The sequence below is a fragment of the Kitasatospora sp. NPDC059803 genome, from assembly GCF_042732255.1.
In the GTDB taxonomy this organism is placed as follows: domain Bacteria; phylum Actinomycetota; class Actinomycetes; order Streptomycetales; family Streptomycetaceae; genus Kitasatospora.
This window is the reverse complement of record NZ_JBHWIJ010000185.1, coordinates 1-17,305: the sequence shown is the minus strand read 5'-3', so window position 1 is coordinate 17,305 and position 17,305 is coordinate 1. Positions and strand designations below refer to the sequence as shown.

Here is a 17,305-nt window from a genome sequence, read left to right as displayed (position 1 = left end):
GGGTGAAGCCGATCACGGCGCCGCCGCCGTCCCGGTTGGCGGCGAAGGCCTCGCCGCCGTGCGAGCCGGCCACCTCGTGCACGATGGCCAGGCCCAGCCCCGAACCGGGCAGGCTGCGCGCGGCGGTGGCCCGGTAGAAGCGGTCGAAGACCCGGGAGAGGTCGGCCTCGTCGATCCCCGGCCCGCCGTCGCGCACCTCGACCCGGCGGCCGCGCACCACCACCTCGATCGGGGCCGTCCCGGCCGGGTCGAACTTGGCGGCGTTGTCCAGCAGGTTGCCCACCGCCCGGGCCAGCGCGTCCGGGCGGGCCGTGACCACCGTGTCGTCGGCGTCCACGGTGATCTCCCGGCCGCTGCGCCGCCGGGCCTGTGCGGCGGCCTCGCGCACCAGCTCGGCCAGCACCAGTTCGGTCGGTTCCTCGTCGGCCTTCCGGTCCGCGGCGAGCGCCACCAGCTCCTCCACCAGCAGCGTCAACTCCCGTGCCTCCTCGGCCAGATCGGCCATCAGTGCTTCCTGTTCGGCGGGCGGCAGGCGGTCCAGGCTGGGCAGGACCGAGAGGTTGGTGCGCAGGCTGGTCAGCGGGGTGCGCAGCTCGTGCCCGGCGTCCTGGACGAGTCGGCGCTGGTTCTCCTTCGCCGTGGCGAGCCGGCCCAGCATCCGGTCGAAGGCCCGGCCGAGCCGGCCGACCTCGTCCGTCCCGGCGGCCGGCACCGGAACGTCCAACCGTCCGCTGGCGGCGACGAGTTCGGCCGCGTCGGTGAGCCGGACCAGCCGGCCGGTGATCCGCCGGGCGAGCAGCCAGCCGGCCCCGCCCGCGAGCACCGCGACCACCGCCACCGACACCCCGGTACGGATCCGCAGCGTCGCCAGCAAGTGCTCGGTGGGGCCCAGTTGCTGGGCGATCTGGACCGCGCCGCGGCCGCCGCCGAGCGAGACCACGGCCACCCGGTAGGTGTCGCCGTGCACGGGCCGAAGCCCGGACGAGGTCCGGCCGGGGGCGTCGGAGCGGGCGAGGGAGCGGTCCTCCGGGGTCGGCCGGAGGTCGATCCGGGCGGTGCCGGGCAGCACCTCCCCGTCGGGGCCGAGGGACTGCGAGGTGACCCGGATCGGGCGCAGCAGATCCTCGCTCAGGCCGCTCGTGCCGTTGAAGTCGCCGGGGAACAGCATCTCCCGGCCGACCTGCTGGTGCACCGCCTGGACGGCCGCGGTGAAGTCGGCGGCCTCGTCGTCCCGGATCAGCCGGGCGGCGGAGCGGTAGCCGAGCGCGCCGATCAGCACCGCGACCAGGGCGGCCATCGCGGCGAAGGCGAGCGAGACGGTGGTGCGCAGCCCCGGGCGCGGCCACAGCAGCCGCGGCCGGCCACGGCCGGTCACGACTCGCGCAGCGTGTAGCCGACGCCGCGGACGGTGTGGATCAGCGGTGTCAGGCCGGGCCGGTCCAGCTTGCGGCGCAGGTAGCCGATGAACACCGCGAGGTTCTTCGAGCCGGGGCCGAAGTCGTAGCCCCAGATCTGCTCGTACACCGTGGCTTGGTCGAGCACCGAGCCCGCGTGCCGGGTCAGCAGCTCCAGCAGGTCGAACTCGGTCCGCGAGAGCTCCAGCTCCTGCCCGGCCCGCCAGGCCCGCCGGGCGTGCGGCTCGACCCGCAGGTCGGCCACCGCGAGGACGCCGCCGCCGGCGGGTTCGGGCGGGCTGCGGCGCAGCAGGGCGCGCAGGCGGGCGAACAGCTCGTCCACGTCGAAGGGCTTGACCAGGTAGTCGTCGGCCCCGGCGTCGAGCCCGGCGATCCGGTCCGGGACCTCGACCCGGGCGGTGAGCATCAGGACCGGGGTGCGGTCGCCGTCGGCGCGCAGGCGGCGGCAGACCTCCAGGCCGTCCGGGCCGGGCATCATCACGTCCAGCACCAGCAGGTCCGGGCGCTGCTCCGTGAGGGCGGCCAGGGTCTGCGCGCCGTCCGCGGCGGTGCTCACCCGGTAGCCCTCCAGCTGGAGGGCGCGGGTGAGGGAGTCGCGGATGGCCCGGTCGTCCTCGGCGATCAGCACGGTGTGGGTCATGGCCCCGATTCTCCCCGGCGCGCCCGCGGCGGCGTCCGGCGGGTCCGGGCGACGGCCTCCGCCGGGTCCCCGGGTCCACGGGTCCGGGCCCGGCCGGTGGGCCGTACCGGCTGCGGCTTTCGCAGCGCCGGGGACGGGCGTACGGTGGCCACACGGTGGCGTGTCCGCCGGGGGTGCCACCGGGTCCTTGTCGGCACACCCCGCCGGAGGCCGCGATGGCAGACCGGATGGCCTTCCTCACCACCCCGCGCGCCGAGCGCGAGCGGCGGGACGCACAGCAGCGGCTGGGGGACTCCCGGGAGGTGTACCGGCCACGGGCGCCGCTGCCGGTGGTGGGCGGGCAGGCGGGCCGCTGCATGGACTGCGGGCTGCCGTTCTGCCACCACGCCTGCCCGCTGGGAAACCTGGTGCCGGAGTGGAACCGGCTGGTGGCGGACGCGGACTGGCAGGCCGCCGCCGCCCGGCTGCTGGCGACCAACAACTTCCCCGAGTTCACCGGACGGCTCTGCCCGGCGCCCTGCGAGAGCGCGTGCGTGCTGGCCATCGACGGCGCGGCGGTGACGATCAAGAACGTCGAGCTGGCGATCACCGACCGGGCCTGGGAAGAGGGCTGGGACCTGCCGCAGCCGCCCGAGCGGAGCGCCGGGCGGCGGGTGGCCGTGGTCGGGTCGGGCCCGGCCGGCCTGGCCGCCGCGCAACAGCTGACCCGGGCCGGGTACGCCACCACGGTGTACGAGCGGGCCGACCGCCTAGGCGGGCTGCTGCGCTACGGGATCCCGCCGTTCCGGCTGGAGAAGCACCGGCTGGACCGGCGGCTCGACCAGATGCGGGCCGAGGGCACGGACTTCTGCACCGGGGTGTCCGTCGGCCGGGACCTCGCAGCCGGGGAACTGCGGGCCGGATGCGACGCGCTGGTGGTGGCGGTCGGCGCGACCGCCTGCCGGGAGCTGGCGGTGCCGGGGTGCGCCCTGCCCGGCGTGCACCAGGCGATCGACTACCTGACCTGGGCGAACCGGGTCGACGAGGGCGACCGCGCGGCCCCGCCGGTGTCCGCCGAGGGCCGGCACGTGGTGATCGTCGGCGGCGGGGACACCGCGGCCGACTGCCTGGGGACGGCGCTGCGCCAGGGCGCGGCCTCCGTCACCCAGCTCGACATCAACCCGTGCCCGCCGGTGTGCCGGGCGCCGGGGCAGCCCTGGCCCGTCCACCCGAAGGTGTACCGGGAGACCACCTCGCACGAGGAGTCGGGGGCCACGGCGGCCGGGCCCCGGGTGTTCGCGGCGACCACGCTCGGCTTCGAGGCCGGACCGGACGGCCGGCTGGCCGCCGTCCGCTTCGCCGAGGCCGAACCGGCCGACCGCAGCCCCCGGGCCGGCACCGAGCGGAGCGTCCCGGCCGAGCTGGTGCTGCTCGCGCTGGGCTTCAGCGGCCCGGAGCCGGACCAGGGGCTGATCACCCAACTCGGCCTCGCCACCGGCCCGGACGGCGCCCTGGCCCGGGACGACGACTTCGCCACCGGCGCGCCGGGCGTCTTCGTCGCCGGGGACGCCGGGCGCGGGCAGTCACTGATCGTGTGGGCGATCGCAGAGGGGCGGGCGGCGGCCGCGGCGGTGGACCGCCATCTGCGCGGCGGCACCGAACTCCCGGCGCCGATCCGGGCGTCGGCGCGGGCGCTCACGCTCTGAGGGGCGTGCGGGCGTTCACGCTTTGAGGGGCGTGCGGGCGCTCACGCGCTGGGCGTCGGCGCGGGCGCTCACGCCCTGAGGGGCGCGCGGGCGGGCCCGGCAGCCCTGCCGCACTTCCTCGCAACCCGCCGTGCGCCGCGAGCCGTTCGGGCGCGGCGCGTCCCCCGGGCGGCGCCGGGTAGGGCTCGGGGCAGCAGACGGACGGAGGGGACCGCCATGCCCGACCACTTCCCGGACACACCCGCACCGCCGACGCCGCCGACCCCGCCCACACCACCGTGGCCGGACGGCCAGCCGCCGGTGCTCGGCCACGCGGCCCGCAGCATCCCGAAGGCCACCCTCGTCCCGCTCCGGGTGGACGGCCCGCAGCGCGGCCCGGCCTTCGCCGGGCACGCCTACCTGCGCGGACTCGACCTGCGCCCCGGCGAAGTGGCCGCCGTCCGCGAGCAGGTGACGGCGGACCTGCCCTGGGAACTGCTCGCCGCCTGCGCCGCCGCCCCGGCCGATCGCACGCTGCGGGCCGCCGCCCTCGCCGCCGCCGACGGCGCCGCGCTGCGCGCCCTCGGCGCCGCGCTGGAGCGGGTGCGCCGGGCAGCGGGCACCGAGGAGGGCCTGGCGCTGGCCGCCCGGGCCGCCGCCGCGAACGCCGCCTACGACCACAACGCGGCCGTCACCCCGATCGGCATGATGAACCTGGAACGCCTGGAGATGGCCCCGGCCGGCATTGAGCGGGGCGAACTCGTCGCCACCATCCCGCTCGCGCCGCTGGAGGAGACGGCCGTCTCCCAGAAGGAGTGGTCCGTCACCTCCAAGGAGTTCAGCTCGATCGTCACCGACACGCTGGAGAACGTCAGCGAGACCGGCGTCACCGACAACACCGAACTCTCCCAGTCCACCACCAACCAGTTGCAGCACAGCAACCAGTTCAACGTCACCGGCACCGTCTCCGGCGGCATCCCGCTCATCTCCGGCTCCGTCACCTCCGGCATGACCAGCCAGAACTCCGACTCCCAGTCCGCCACCGACAGCCGCAAGCACGCGACCACGCTCACCCAGAAGGCCTCCTCCCGCACCAAGCAGGAGCACAAGGTCACCATCACGACGACCACCGTCACCGGCTCCTCGGAGACCACCACCCGCACGCTGAAGAACGCCAGCCCCACCGACCCGATCCGGATCGACTACTTCAGCATGATGCGCAAGTGGCGGGTCCGGCTCTACCGCTCCGGGCTGCGCCTCACCTACGACCTGGCGATCCCCGAACCGGCCGGCGCGCTGCGCGAGGCCTACGCGGAACTCGCCGCGCTGGAATCGAAGGTGGGGCCGTTCCAGTTCGACGTGCCGCACTCGGACATCACCGAGGAGGTCCGCCCCGGCGAGAGCCAGCCGCACTACCTGGTGCTCGCCGAGCGGTACGGCGCCGTGGTGCAGCTCGCCCCCGGCCCGCACCCGGACGTCCACGTCAACGCCACCGCGCCGAACAACGACGGCGCCGGCATCTACGACGCGCCGCCGCTCACCGTCCCGGACAGCTACTGGATCAAGAACCTCTGGTTCCAGTTCGCCTCCGAGAGCCGCACCGGCGACTACAACTACAACCTCAAGGTGCTCGGCAGCACCATCCCCGAGTGGAACGAGCCGTTCGGCTCCCACGGCCCGGTCGACCTCGCCGACCCGGCCAACGGCGCGCTGCTGCGGCACGCGGGCGGGCCGTCCGTGGTGAGCTTCCACCTGGTCAACAACCGGCAGACCTGGCTCAGCCTCACGGCCGTCGTCGAACCCACCGACGAGGCCCGGCGGCAGTGGCAGAACGGCGTCTGGTCGGCCCTGTTCAACGCCGCCCAGACCAAGTACTACGCCGAACAGCAGGACCTCGCCGCCCGCGCCGCCGCCCTGCGGGACCGGCTGAACGGCGTGGACACCCTCACGCTCCGGCGCGAGGAGAGCGACGAGGTCATGAAGGGCGTGCTGCGCTTCCTGCTCGGCGTGGACTACCACGTGATGCCGCAGGAGGTGGTCGACGCGTTCAAGGCCTCCGTCGGCAACGACCCCGACCGGCTGCGCCACGGCGCCGGCTTCCCCGGCGACGACACCGGCGGGATCGGGGTGAGCGCCGCGGCCTGGGCGGCCGTGCTCGGGCACGAGGCGGAGGTGGCCTTCATCAACCAGGCCATCGAGTGGGAGAACGTCGTCACCTTCCTCTACTCGTACTTCTGGGACGCGCCCGCCGCCTGGGGCTTCGTCAGCAGGATCACCCACCCCGACGCCAACCGGCAGGCCTTCCTGCGCGCGGGCAGCGCCCGGGTGGTGCTCACCGTGCGCAAGGGCTGGGAGGAGGCCTGGGTGCGCTTCGCCGAAGGCGGCTTCCACGGCGCCCCGCTGCCCGCCGACCACCCGTACCTCACCATCGCCCGGGAGATCGCCGCCTACGACGACCGGAACTACCCCGGCATCCCGCCGGCCAACCCCGGCAGCAGCGCGCTGCTGCTGGAGGACGAGGTGGTGACCACCTGCGCCGCCGTGGTCGAACCGGCCGCCGGGGGAGCGCCCGTCCTGGTGCCGGTGGCGTCCAGCGCGGGCTTCGAGGCGGACGCCGTCGTGCTCGTCGACGAGTACGACGACCGCCGGATCCAGGAGACCGCCCGGGTGGTGCGGGTCCCGGACGACGGGCGGCACCTGCTGCTGGCCGGCCTCACCCACCGCCACGACGGCACCCTGACACCGTTCCCGGTCCGCCGCCCGGGTCGGCGCGGCACCCTGATCGCCGAGTGGAACGAGTACACGCCGACCTCCGGCACCGACATCGCCGTCAGTAGCCCGCTCAAGGACATGTCGTGAGCTTCCTGCGCGACGAGGACGCCTGCCAACTGCTGGGCCCGCCACGCGCGGAGCCGCCCACGGTCTTCGAGTACCTGGCCGCCGAACTGTGGGTCCGCCACCACTTCGGGACGGACTTCGAGGCCCGCCCCGGCGCGACCTGGGTGACCTTCCAGCTCGACCGGATCGGCGAGTGGTGGGGCACGCCCGGCCGGGGCAGGCTCGACCAGCAGGACGCGCTGCCCTACGCCAGGCTCACCCAGCAGCCGCCGGACCCGGTGCTGCGGATGGTGCTCCAGGTGCTATCCGAGGACCTGCGCAACGTCTTCCCGGCGGCGAAGGTCGAGGCGATCACCCGGATGCTCAAGGACCGGAGCACCCCGGCGGTCAAACTGGTCAAGGCGATCCGCGAGCTCACCCCCGGCGGGGCGCTCAAACCGGACATGCTCGGCACCCAGAACCACGTGCCGGAGCTGAGGCTGGAAGCCCTGGAGGTCGGCACCGAGGGCGGCGCCCTCGACACCCACCGCGAACTCCAGGGCAAGATCTCGGTGTTGCGGGACCCGTGCGGCCGGATGATCGGGAACCGGCTGGCCGTCATGCAGCAGACCGCCGTCAAGCAGCTGCCCGACACGGTGGTCGGCGCGGGCACCGACTGGCGGCTCGGCGCGGGGCTGATGGTGCTGCCGATGCCGCTCAACGTCACCGAGGCGAACGGGGAGACCTCCGTCGACTGGATCTGCTACTGGCCCACCAACCGGGCGGAGTTCAAGGACCACCCGCGGCCCGCGAACGGGCGCCCCGGCTACGACGGGCTGGTGCTCTACCACATCCACCGGGTGCCGCTGCGGTCGGTGCAACTGCCCGACAAGATCCGCGAGGCGATGCTCAGACTGATCGCCGCCCGCCAGCGCGCCCGCACGCTGGGGCCGACGCTGCTCCCCGAACTGGCCACCGCGGTGCAGCGCGACCAACGGCTGTTCACCCGTGAGGGCGAGCTGTTCCTGGCCGGGCTGGGCGCGGGTGCGCTGCTCGCGCTGGGCATCTGGGCGGCGGCCGGGGCGGGGCTCGTCGCCGGGCTGGCGACGGTGGCCAAGGGCGGGCTGGTGGCCGCGGCGGGCGCGCCCGAGGTGTTCGTCGGCGCGGTGGCGGGCGCGGCCCGGCTGGCGGACGAACTGTGGCCGGCGGTCTCGCAGTTGGGGTACCTGCTGCCGGCGCGTTGAGCACGGCCTGGCCTGGCCTGGCCTGGCCTGGCCCGGCCCGGACGGACCAGGACGGACCAGGACGGGCCGGGTTCGGCCGGCTCCGGGTCAGAGCAGCGGCAGTCGGCGGAGGAAGACGTCAGGGGCCTGGTTGGTGTCGCCCGGGACGAGGGTGCCGTCCTCGGAGGTGAACAGCACCGTGGTGCCGAGGGCGTCGACGAACGGCCGCTCCGAGGCGCCGGCGGTCTGCGAGCCGTCCGTCGCCACGCTGACCCGCTCGGTGCGGCCGGTCCACAGGTCGCGCCGGAAGACGTCCCCGGCGTTGTTGGTGTCCCCGGGCACCAGGTTCGCCGCGTCGGAATCGAAGTAGACCCAGCGGGCGTCGGCGGTGATCTGCGCGTGGTAGGAGTCGCCGGAGGTCTTCGTCCCCGGGAGCCCGGCGCTGACCAGGGTCTCGGTGCCCTCCTCCAAGTCGCGGACGTACACCTCGAAGTGGTGCCCCCAGGGGCCGTTGCCGTCCTGGAGCAGCGCCGAGTAGACGGCGTACCGGCCGTCCTGGCTGAGCGCCGGCGAGGCCGCCCCGCGGTAGCCGCCCGCCCCGTCGGTGCTCGCCAGGACGCTCTGCTCGGCGCGGAGGTCGCGGACGTAGAGGGGGTAGAAGCGGGGCTTGAGGATCGTCGGCTGGTCGTCGTGCCGGAAGGAGTCGCGGACGAACTCCTCGTCGGAGACGGCGTCGAGTTCGGCGGCGGCCTTCGCGGCGAGGGCGCCGGGCTTGTCCTGGCCGATGATGTTGGTGGCCTTGGAGATGAAGCCGACCGAGCCGCCGTCCCCGCTGATCACCGGCTCGGCGGAGGAGGCGTTCGCCTCGGTGCCGTCCGCGCCGACGCTGACCAGGCGGGTCCCGCCCGTCCGGCGGTCGGTGACGTAGATGTTGCCGCCCGTCCAGGTGACCGTGCCGGGGGCCAGGTCGGAGCGGTTGGACTGGTAGGCGACGTACCGGCCGTCCCAGCTGATCGACGGGTGGCCGGACTGCCGGCCGGTCTGCGGCTTGGCCGGGTCGTGGCCGGTGGACACCAGCTCGGTGGTCCCCGTCCAGCGGTCGTGGACGTAGACGTCCTCGAAGCCGAGGTTCCCGCCGGGGGCGAGGTTGGTGGCGTAGGAACTGAACGCCACGTAGCGGCCGTCGCCGCTGATCGTGGCGTCGAAGGAGTCGTCGGCCGCCTGGGCGCCGTCCGCGCCGGTGTTGGCCCGCTCGGTCCGGCCGGTCCACAGGTCCCGGACGAAGACGTCCGACTTGCCGTTGGTGTCGCCGGGCACCAGGTTGGCGGCCTTGGAGGTGAAGACGGCGAAGCGGCCGTCGGCGCTCAGACCGGCGGCGTACGAGGCGCCGTCGGGCTGCGCCTGGCCGAGCCCGACGGACACCCGTTCGGTGCGGCCGTGCGGCGCGTCCGCCTGGGCGGGCGTCGCCACCGTGACGGCGGCCAGCGCGGCCGCCGCCAGCGCGCCGGCCGCGCGCAGCAGGTGTGGTGCGGAACGTGTGCGGGTCATCTGGTCCCTCCCCTGGGTACGGCCGGCCGCGCCGAACTCCCCGGCGGCCGGCTCGTGGTGAGCCAACCGCCGGGTGCGGCGGGAGGTCAACGATGCCCGCCCGGGAGCGGCGGAATCGCGTCACCGCGAGGGGAGGGAGAGGGTGATGGATCGGGTGCACACGGCCTTTGCTAGCATCCGGCGGCAGAGGCGTCGGGCGGAGGGTACGGAGGGGTTGCGGGTGGAGGGTGCGGAGGGGGGGCGGGCGGAGGGCGGCAAGCAGGTGGAGGAGTCGGTCGAGGTCCGCTACACGCCGACGACCGCGGACTTCCGGGCGGCCTTCGCGGCCCGGGCCCGGGGCACGGCGGCGGGTCGACGGGCCCGGCGGTCGAGGTACCTGATCGCCTCCTGCGCCGCGTCCGGCGCGGTGCTGACCTCGGTCGCCGACCGGACGGTGGGCCCGCCGGCCCTGGTGATGCTCGCGGTCGCGCTGCTGCTGGTGGTCGGACTGCCCTGGCTGCAACTGCGTCAGGTGCGGCGGATGGCGGCGGACAAGGGCGAGTTCCGGATCGTCCTCGGCGAGGCCGGGGTGACCGTCACCAACGCGGTGTCCAGCACCGAACTCGCCTGGCGGGAGCTTCCGTACTACCTGGAGACGCCCGAACTCTTCGTCCTGCTGGGCGGGGACGAGCAGACGCACGTGCTGACCGTGCTGCCCAAGCGCGGCACCGGCGACCCGGGTCGGCTCGGTGCGTTGATCGCCCGGCACGCCACGGTGCCCGCCCGGGGCTGAGGGGCGACGCCCCGGTTCGCCGCTGTCGGGGTGGGCGGTCATGGCGTGGGTTGTCGGTCGGGTCGGGCGGGCTGGTCGAGGTGGTTTAGCTGGTCGGGGTGGCTTAGCTGGTCGCACTGGTCGTAGCGCCAGAGCGCGGGCAGTGCGGCCGACAGGGCGGCAGTGCCGGCCAGGCAGAGCAGGCCGCCGGTGCGCAGCGCGACGCGGATGCCCTGCCGGGCGGCGAGACCGCCGGCCCGCAGGTCCCCGAGGGCGGGGCCGGCGGAGCCGATCAGCATCTCCAGACCGGCGGCACGGCCCCGAAGTTCGTCCGGAATGGACTGGTTCCAGATCGCGCTGCGGAAGGTGTCGCCGATCTGGTTGGCGCCGCCCGCGACGAGCAGGCAGAGCAGGACGGCCCACAGGCCGGGGGCGAACGAGGCCGCGGCCGTCGCCGCGCCGACGAGGGCGGCGCAGAGCAGCACCAGTCGGCCGTGCCGGTGCACCCGCTCGGTCCAGCCGCCGGTGGCGGCCGCGAGCAGGCCGCCCGCCGCAGCGGCCGAGTAGAGCAGGCCGAGCGCCCACACCGCGTCCAACTCCTGGGCGAGGAACGGGAACAGCGCGGTCGGCAGGGCGCAGACGGTGGCCGCGAGATCCGCCAGGTAGGTGCCCAGCAGGTCGGGGCGGCGGGCCGCGTACCGGGCGCCGTCGACGAACTCCCGCAGCCGCGGTGCCTCGGCGTCCCGCTGCGAGGGGACGGGCCGGACCCGGGTGAGCAGGGCGATCGAGACCAGGAAGGTGCCGAGGTCGACCAGATAGGCGGCCGGGACGCCGGCCGTGGCGATCAGTACTCCGGCGGTGGCCGGGCCGGCCAGCCCGGCGATGCTCCAGCGCAGCGAGAGCAGGTTGCCCGCCGCCACCAGCTGGTCGGGCGGTACCAGCCGGGGGATCATCGCCTCCGCCGAGGGCTGCTGGAGGCCCTGCAGTGCCGCTGCCAGTCCGGCGGCCGCGTACAGCGGCCAGAGCGCGGGGGTGCCGAGCAGCGCGTTGGCGAGCAGCAGGGCGCTCAGTGCGGCGAGTGCGAGTTCGGTGACCAGGGCGACGGTTCGGCGGTCGGCACGGTCGGCGAGGACGCCCCCGTAGAGGCCGAACACGATGGTCGGCAGGAGTTCGACGGCGCCGACCGCGCCCACGGCCAGCGGTGAACCGGTGAGGTCGGCGATCTGGAGCGGGATCGCCGTCATGGTGAGGACGGAGCCGAGCAGGGTGACGGTGCCGGCCGTCCAGGTGAGGCGGAAGTCGCGGGAGGACCGCCAGGGCGCGGTGTTCGGCAGCAGTCGGGACCGGGGGCGGTCCGTTCCGGAGGTCATGGGGTGGTGGTTCCTTCGGGCCGTCGACCACGACGGCTCTCCTTATCGCTGATAAATTCCAGCTCGGGAACTTAGCGGCGATAAGGTGGAGTGGGCAAGCGAATAACGGAGAGGCGGCCGGCGGTGGCACTGCAACGCGACGAGGTGGTGCGCACCGCGCTGCGCGTACTCGACGAGGAAGGCATCGACGGCCTGACCACCCGGCGGCTGGCCCGCGAACTCGGCGTCCAGTCACCCGCGTTGTACTGGCACTTCAAGAACAAGCGGGAACTGCTCGACCTGATGGCCGAGGCGATGCTCGCCGAGGCCCTCCCGGCCGACCGCAGCCCGGATCCGGAGCACTGGCCGGACTGGCTCGCCGCCGACGCCCGCGCCAAGCGCCACGCCCTGCTCGCCTACCGCGACGGCGCCCGGGTGCACGCCGGAACGCTGCCCACCGAAGACGAACTGCCCGCCGTTGAAGCCCAGTTGGACGCCCTCCGGCAGGCCGGCCTGCGGCCCCGCACCGCGCTGCGACTGCTGCTCACCATCGACCGCTACATCATGGGCTGGGTCACCGAGGAGCAGGCCTGGCGACAGGACGCCGCCGACCGCGCCCGGCCGCCCTTCCCGGACGAAGCCCTGCGCGACCTCCCGCTGCTGCGCGAGGCGGCCGACGTGCTGCGCATGACCGACCACGACGCCGACTTCGAGTACGGGCTGCGCGTCCTGATCGAGGGCTTCCGGGCCGAGATCGCGCGCGAGGCACTCGGGACGGATGTGCTCGCGTGACCGCCATGACCACCCTGGGCCTGCTCGGGCTGCGGCGGGCCGGTGCCCACCGCTGGCGGACCTGGACCTCGCCCCGGTAGTCGAACTCCGCCACGGCGGGCAGCCGGATGGCCGCCCGGTCGTGGATGCGCGGTCCCTTTGCGCCGGTACCGCACGGGATCCGCTGTCAGGCGTCGGCCGGGGATCTTCGCCGCGCGGCAGCGGTCCTGGTCCTCGGCCCAGAACCTGGGCAGGTAGAGCTCGCGGTCGACAAGGACCCGCAGACAGAAAGCCCCCGCAGACGGAAAGCCCCCGCTACCCGCCTCCCGTGCGCGCGGTGACCAGGCCGGACTCGTAGGCCGCGATGACCGCCTGGGCGCGGTCCCGGACGTCGAGCTTGCCGAAGATGCTGGTGATGTAGTTCTTCACCGTCGACAGGCTGATGTCCAGGGCCCGGGCGATCTCGGCGTTGTCGAGGCCGGTGGCCATCAGCCGCCACACCTCGACCTCCCGGGGCGTCAGCCCGCCCGTGTCGGTGACCGGCGGTGGGGCGCCGACCGGGGCCCGGACGTAGGTGGAGATCAGCCGGGTGAGCAGGCGCGGGGCGACCACCGCCTCGCCGGCGTGGACGGTGCGGATCGCCGCGCCCAGTTCCTCCGGCGAGACGTCCTTGGGCAGGAACCCGTGGGCGCCGGCGCGCAGCGCGGCCACCACGTACTCGTCCATGTCGAAGGTGCTGAGGGCGAGGACTCGGCAGGAGGGGAGGGTGCGGGCCAGCTCCCGGGTCGCGCCGACCCCGTCGAGCACGGGCATCCGGATGTCCATCACCACGACGTCGGGGCGCAGCAGGCGGGCGGCGGTGACGGCCTGCTCCCCGTTCTCGGCCTCGCCCACCACCTCGAAGGACGGGTCGGGGGAGAGGATCAGGGACAGGCCGCGCCGCACCAGCGGCTGGTCGTCCGCGATGAGGACCCGGATACCCGGTGCCACCGCGCCCACCGGGCCGTCGTCGTTCGACCTCACCGGGCCGTCGCCGTGCGCGCCCACCGGGCCGCCGTCGTGCGCGCTCACCGGGCCGTCGTCGTTCCGTGCTGGACGGCCGCGTCGGCCGTCTCCTCCGGGGCCAGTGGCAGGTCGGCCAGGACGGCGAAGCCGCCCTCCGGACGTGGTCCGGTCCGCAGGGTGCCGCCGTGCAGGGCGACGCGCTCGCGCATGCCGATCAGGCCGTACCCGCTCCGGCCGCCGGCCGGCACTGCCTCCTGCGGTGCGGCGCCGCCCGTGCCCGCCGTGCCCCCGTCGTCGCGCACCTCGACGGTGACCCGGTCCGGGCCGTACGTCAGGGTGACGGTCGCGCGGGCGGGCCCGGCGTGCTTGCGGGCGTTGGTGAGGCCCTCCTGGACGATCCGGAACACGGTCAGGCCGACGGTGGGCGGCAGCGGGCGGCGGGGCCCGTGGACGCCGAAGTCGGTCGGCAGGCCGGCCACCCGGGACTCGTCCACCAGCCGGCCGAGGTCCTCGGCCCCGGGCTGGGGCGAGGGCGGGGCGGTGTCCGGTTCGTCGCCGGCCCGCAGGACGTCCAGGAGCTGGCGCATCTCCCGCAGGGCCAGTCGCCCGGAGGACTCCAGGGTGACCAGGGCGTCCCGGACCACCTCCGGGTGGGCGAGGTTGGCCCGGGCGCCGCCGGCCATCAGCTGCATGGTGGTGATGTGGTGCGCCACGATGTCGTGCAACTCCCGTGCGATGCGGCGGCGTTCGTCGGCCACCGCGCGTTCGGCCAGCAGTTTGCGGTTGGCCGCGACCTCCCGCTGCCAGCGCGCCACGGCGAGGCCGGCGCCGGCCACGAGCAGGGTGGAGCAGGAGGTGCCGGCGAGCGCCTGCCAGGAGGGGACGCGCAGGTGGCTCTGGCTCAGCGTGGTCAGAACCGTCGTCGCCGCCGCGGCGGCCGCCGTCACCGGGGCGGGGCGGACCCGGGCGACCGAGTACAGGCCGACCATCAGGACGGCGCCGAAGTGGGTGCTCGCCGGTGTGGACAGGTCGATCGCGGCCTCGACGGCCAGGACCACGGCGAGCGCCGGCACCGGGTGGCGGCGCCGGACGAGCAGCGGCAGGGCCGACAGCGCGACGAGGAGCAGGCCCGGCGGGGTCACCCGGCGTACCCCGTCCATCTCGCTGAAGAGCAGGTAGTTGAGCAGGTCGAGCGTGCAGGCGACGGCGGCCACCAGCGCGTCGGCGTGGGTCCACGGCGCGCCGTCGGTCTCCGGCGGCGCGTCCGCCACCCCGCCGGGCCCCGGGCTCCCGCTCGCCCGGTGTGCCGGGTGTGCCGGGTCCGCCCCGAGTGCCGTGTCCATCGCGGGGCGCTGATGACCGCCCATGTCCGTTCCCCCTCCGTGCCCGGCCCGCGCCGCGCCTCACCGATGAGCCCTGACGAGCCACGAGTCACGAGCCACGAGCCACGAGCCCCGATGAGCCCTGACGAGCCCCGATGAGCCCGATCAGGCCCCGATCAGACCCTGTTTCAGGCCCTGAACAGGCTCTGAACAGGCCCGATGACCCCATTCTGGCATCGGCCCACCCCGCCCCGGCATGGTCCCCACGGCCGATCACGGGGCCCGGACCAGGACCACGGTCCCGGGTCCGGGCCCGGCCGAGGAGCAGGGGCCCCGGTGCGGATCGTCCGTCGCAGGGACGTCCGCGGCCCACCCCGGGTGATGGTCTGGAACCCGGCCGGGAACCCCCGGAGCCGAGACCGACCTTGCGGACGCTCGCGTCCACCGCCGGAGGAAATCGTGATCCGCGCACTGACCGGATACTCCACCAGGAACCCGTGGAAGGTGATCACCCTCTGGGTGGTGCTGGGACTCTCCCTGGCCCTGCTGAGCCCGATGCTGCTCGCCCGCGTCACCCAGTCCCAGACCGGGGACTTCCTGCCCAAGAGCTACGACTCGGCCGCCGCGCTGCGGATCGCCGAGGAGAACTTCGGGATGAAGCCCGACGCCACCACGGTCACGGTGCTGGTCGCCAGGACCGACGGCCAGGCGCTCACCGCCGCCGACCAGCAGCGGGTCGAGGCCGAGGCGGCGAAGCTCGCCCAGCGCCGGGTCGTCATGCCCAGGAAGGACGACGAGCCGGCCTTCCTCGTCCCCGACCGGTCCCAGACCCCCCGGGTCGCCCCGGCCATGGTGGCGCCCGACCGCGGTTTCGAACTGCTCTCCGTCGAACTGACCGGCAACGCCGCGGCCGAGGGCGTCCAGGGCGTCTACCGGGCGTTCCGGGACGCCACCCGGGCCCAGTTCGCCGACGCCGGGATGCGCACCGGGTTCACCGGGGGACTGGCCGACGCCGTGGACACCGCCGACTCCCACCGCACCGCCGCGACGGTCGGCAGCGCGCTCGTCATGGGGCTGATCGTCCTGCTCAACGTGCTGGTGTTCCGCAGCGTGGCGGCGGCCCTGCTGCCGCTGCTCGCCGTCGCCATGATCGGCAGCGCGGCCGGCGGAGCCGTGGCCGTCGCCGCGACGCTGACCGGCCTCAAGCTCGACGCCGGCACCCCCGGGCTGGTCTCCGTGGTCCTGCTCGGCATCGGCGTCGACTACCTGCTCTTCCTGCTCTTCCGCTTCCGCGAGCACCTGCGGGCCCGGCCCGAGCAGCCCGCCCGCGAAGCCGCCGCCCAGGTGACCGCCCGGGTGGGCACCGCGATCACCTCGGCCGCGCTGACCATCGTCGCCGCCTTCGCCACCCTCGGCGTGGCCAGCTTCGGCCAGTTCCGCTCGCTCGGCCCGGCCATCGCCGTCGCCGTCCTGGTCATGCTGCTGGGCAGCCTCACCATGATGCCCGCCCTGCTCGCCGCCTGCGGCCGCGGCATGTTCTGGCCCTCCCGCAGCCTGCGCCGCCAGCCGGACGAGGGCTTCGCCGCCCGCTTCGGCACGCTCGTCGCCCGGCGGCCGCTGCCGATGCTGCTCGCCGCCCTCGCCCTGCTCGGCGCGCTGGCCGCCGGGATGACCGGGATCCGGATGGACTACGGCCTCGGCGGCGCCGGCGACCGGACCCCGGCCGCCGCCACCGCCGCCGAGATCTCCCGCACCCTGCCCGCCGGCGTCTCCGACCCGACGAGCGTCTACGTCGTCACCACGGACGGCACCACCCTCACCCCCGGCCGGCTCGACGGCCTCTCCCACGCCCTCACCCAGGTCGAGGGAGTCGGCAAGACGGGCGGCACCGTCCTCAACGGGGACCGGCGCGCCGCCCGGATCGACCTCTACCTGACCGCAGACCCGCAGAGCCGGCGCGCCCGCGACCTGGCCTCCGGCCCGGTCCGCGCCGCGGTCGCCGCCCACACACCCGCCGGGACCAGCGCCCACGTGGGCGGCACGGCGGCGATCTTCGCCGACATCTCCACCGCCGTCGACCACGACCTGGCGATCGTCTTCCCGGTCGCGGCCGCCCTGATCGCCCTGATCCTGCTGCTGCTCCTGCGCAGCCTGCTCGCCCCGCTGGTCCTGATGCTCTCGGTCGGGCTCGGCTTCGCCGCCACCCTCGGCGCCGCGACCCTGCTGTTCCAGCACGGGCTGGGCGAACCGGGCGTCAGCTTCACCCTCCCGCTGGTGCTGTTCCTGTTCGTCGTGGCGCTGGGCACCGACTACAACATCCTCATCACCGACCGGATCCGCGAGGAGATGCAGCGCCCCGGCCCGCCCCGCGCCGCCGTCGCCCGCGCCGTACGGCACACCACGCCCGCCATCGCCACGGCCGGCCTGGTCCTGGCCGGTTCCTTCGCGACCCTCGCCGCCACCCCGGGCAGCGAACAGGTCGCCTTCGCGCTGACGCTCGGCATCCTGCTCTCCGCCGTCGTCCTGTCCCTGGTCCTGGTGCCCGCCGTCGCCGCCCTGCTCGGCCGCGCCCTCTGGTGGCCGCTCCGCCCGGCCCGCCACCACCACCGGGCCGAGCCGGCCCCGGAGCCGTACCGCGTCCCGGTGCCCTGACCTGCGAGCCGTCAGTACTCCAGCAGGCAAAACGTCGAAGTCCTGCTGGAGTACTAGGGGCTCTCTTTCGGATCACGCCGGGCGCGCGACGCCGGAGCACACACCTCGCCGCGTTGTCGTCGGTCGCCGATACTCCGCATGGACTCCC

12 protein-coding genes are annotated in these 17,305 nt (G+C 74.8%); 6 read left to right on the top strand and 6 right to left on the bottom strand.

The window, feature by feature from the left end; translation table 11 throughout:
* Nucleotides 1–1,375 (bottom strand): sensor histidine kinase (locus tag ACFV6I_RS25870; protein WP_380427901.1); only part of this gene is annotated, 1,375 nt, incomplete at its 3' end.
* Entirely contained in the window at nt 1,372–2,055 is a 684-nt protein-coding gene (locus ACFV6I_RS25865) for a response regulator transcription factor (protein WP_363373015.1), read from the bottom strand. The genes ACFV6I_RS25865 and ACFV6I_RS25870, both read right to left, overlap by 4 nt.
* A gap of 215 nt (nt 2,056–2,270) precedes the next feature.
* On the opposite strand from ACFV6I_RS25865, the gene ACFV6I_RS25860 reads away from it, so the two are divergent.
* The 3 genes from ACFV6I_RS25860 to ACFV6I_RS25850 all read left to right on the top strand — a co-directional run bounded on the left by ACFV6I_RS25860 (nt 2,271) and on the right by ACFV6I_RS25850 (nt 7,780).
* Entirely contained in the window at nt 2,271–3,740 is a 1,470-nt protein-coding gene (locus ACFV6I_RS25860; protein WP_380427899.1) for a glutamate synthase subunit beta, read from the top strand.
* A gap of 216 nt (nt 3,741–3,956) precedes the next feature.
* The gene (locus ACFV6I_RS25855; RefSeq protein WP_380427897.1) at nt 3,957–6,578 is read left to right on the top strand and encodes a hypothetical protein; all 2,622 of its coding nucleotides are present in this window, start codon (nt 3,957–3,959) and stop codon (nt 6,576–6,578) included.
* Nucleotides 6,575–7,780: a hypothetical protein gene (locus ACFV6I_RS25850; RefSeq protein ID WP_380427895.1), complete on the top strand. Its 1,206-nt coding sequence runs from the start codon at nt 6,575–6,577 to the stop codon at nt 7,778–7,780. The genes ACFV6I_RS25855 and ACFV6I_RS25850 overlap by 4 nt, the downstream gene beginning before the upstream one ends.
* Before the next feature lie 87 nt (nt 7,781–7,867).
* Here ACFV6I_RS25850 and ACFV6I_RS25845 read toward each other — a convergent pair whose 3' ends face one another.
* The gene (locus tag ACFV6I_RS25845) at nt 7,868–9,307 is read right to left on the bottom strand and encodes a hypothetical protein (protein ID WP_380427893.1); all 1,440 of its coding nucleotides are present in this window, start codon (nt 9,305–9,307) and stop codon (nt 7,868–7,870) included.
* 220 nt (nt 9,308–9,527) lie between these two features.
* On the opposite strand from ACFV6I_RS25845, the gene ACFV6I_RS25840 reads away from it, so the two are divergent.
* Entirely contained in the window at nt 9,528–10,079 is a 552-nt protein-coding gene (locus tag ACFV6I_RS25840) for a YcxB family protein (RefSeq protein ID WP_380427891.1), read from the top strand.
* A gap of 38 nt (nt 10,080–10,117) precedes the next feature.
* Here ACFV6I_RS25840 and ACFV6I_RS25835 read toward each other — a convergent pair whose 3' ends face one another.
* The gene (locus ACFV6I_RS25835; RefSeq protein ID WP_380427889.1) at nt 10,118–11,428 is read right to left on the bottom strand and encodes an MFS transporter; all 1,311 of its coding nucleotides are present in this window, start codon (nt 11,426–11,428) and stop codon (nt 10,118–10,120) included.
* Between the two features lie 123 nt (nt 11,429–11,551).
* Here ACFV6I_RS25835 and ACFV6I_RS25830 point away from each other — a divergent pair, with 123 nt between their 5' ends.
* Nucleotides 11,552–12,199, top strand: a complete 648-nt coding sequence (locus ACFV6I_RS25830) for a TetR/AcrR family transcriptional regulator C-terminal domain-containing protein (protein ID WP_380427887.1) — start codon at nt 11,552–11,554, stop codon at nt 12,197–12,199.
* A 294-nt stretch (nt 12,200–12,493) separates the two neighbouring features.
* Here ACFV6I_RS25830 and ACFV6I_RS25825 read toward each other — a convergent pair whose 3' ends face one another.
* Both ACFV6I_RS25825 and ACFV6I_RS25820 read right to left on the bottom strand, forming a co-directional pair.
* Complete coding sequence (locus ACFV6I_RS25825) at nt 12,494–13,201, bottom strand: response regulator (RefSeq protein ID WP_380427903.1); 708 nt, start codon at nt 13,199–13,201, stop codon at nt 12,494–12,496.
* Nucleotides 13,202–13,245: 44 nt separating this feature from the next.
* Nucleotides 13,246–14,550: a sensor histidine kinase gene (locus ACFV6I_RS25820; protein ID WP_380427885.1), complete on the bottom strand. Its 1,305-nt coding sequence runs from the start codon at nt 14,548–14,550 to the stop codon at nt 13,246–13,248.
* Between the two features lie 414 nt (nt 14,551–14,964).
* Here ACFV6I_RS25820 and ACFV6I_RS25815 point away from each other — a divergent pair, with 414 nt between their 5' ends.
* The gene (locus ACFV6I_RS25815) at nt 14,965–17,157 is read left to right on the top strand and encodes an MMPL family transporter (RefSeq protein WP_380371127.1); all 2,193 of its coding nucleotides are present in this window, start codon (nt 14,965–14,967) and stop codon (nt 17,155–17,157) included.
* The last annotated feature ends 148 nt before the right edge of the window (nt 17,158–17,305 follow it).

Excerpts from the sequence above, each read along its gene's own strand:
- ACFV6I_RS25865 (WP_363373015.1), bottom strand. The coding sequence starts at position 2,055 with ATGACCCACACCGTGCTGATCGCCGAGGACGACCGGGCCATCCGCGAC.
- ACFV6I_RS25860 (WP_380427899.1), top strand. The coding sequence starts at position 2,271 with ATGGCAGACCGGATGGCCTTCCTCACCACCCCGCGCGCCGAGCGCGAG.
- ACFV6I_RS25855 (WP_380427897.1), top strand. The coding sequence starts at position 3,957 with ATGCCCGACCACTTCCCGGACACACCCGCACCGCCGACGCCGCCGACC.
- ACFV6I_RS25845 (WP_380427893.1), bottom strand. The coding sequence starts at position 9,307 with ATGACCCGCACACGTTCCGCACCACACCTGCTGCGCGCGGCCGGCGCG.
- ACFV6I_RS25835 (WP_380427889.1), bottom strand. The coding sequence starts at position 11,428 with ATGACCTCCGGAACGGACCGCCCCCGGTCCCGACTGCTGCCGAACACC.
- ACFV6I_RS25820 (WP_380427885.1), bottom strand. The coding sequence starts at position 14,550 with ATGGGCGGTCATCAGCGCCCCGCGATGGACACGGCACTCGGGGCGGAC.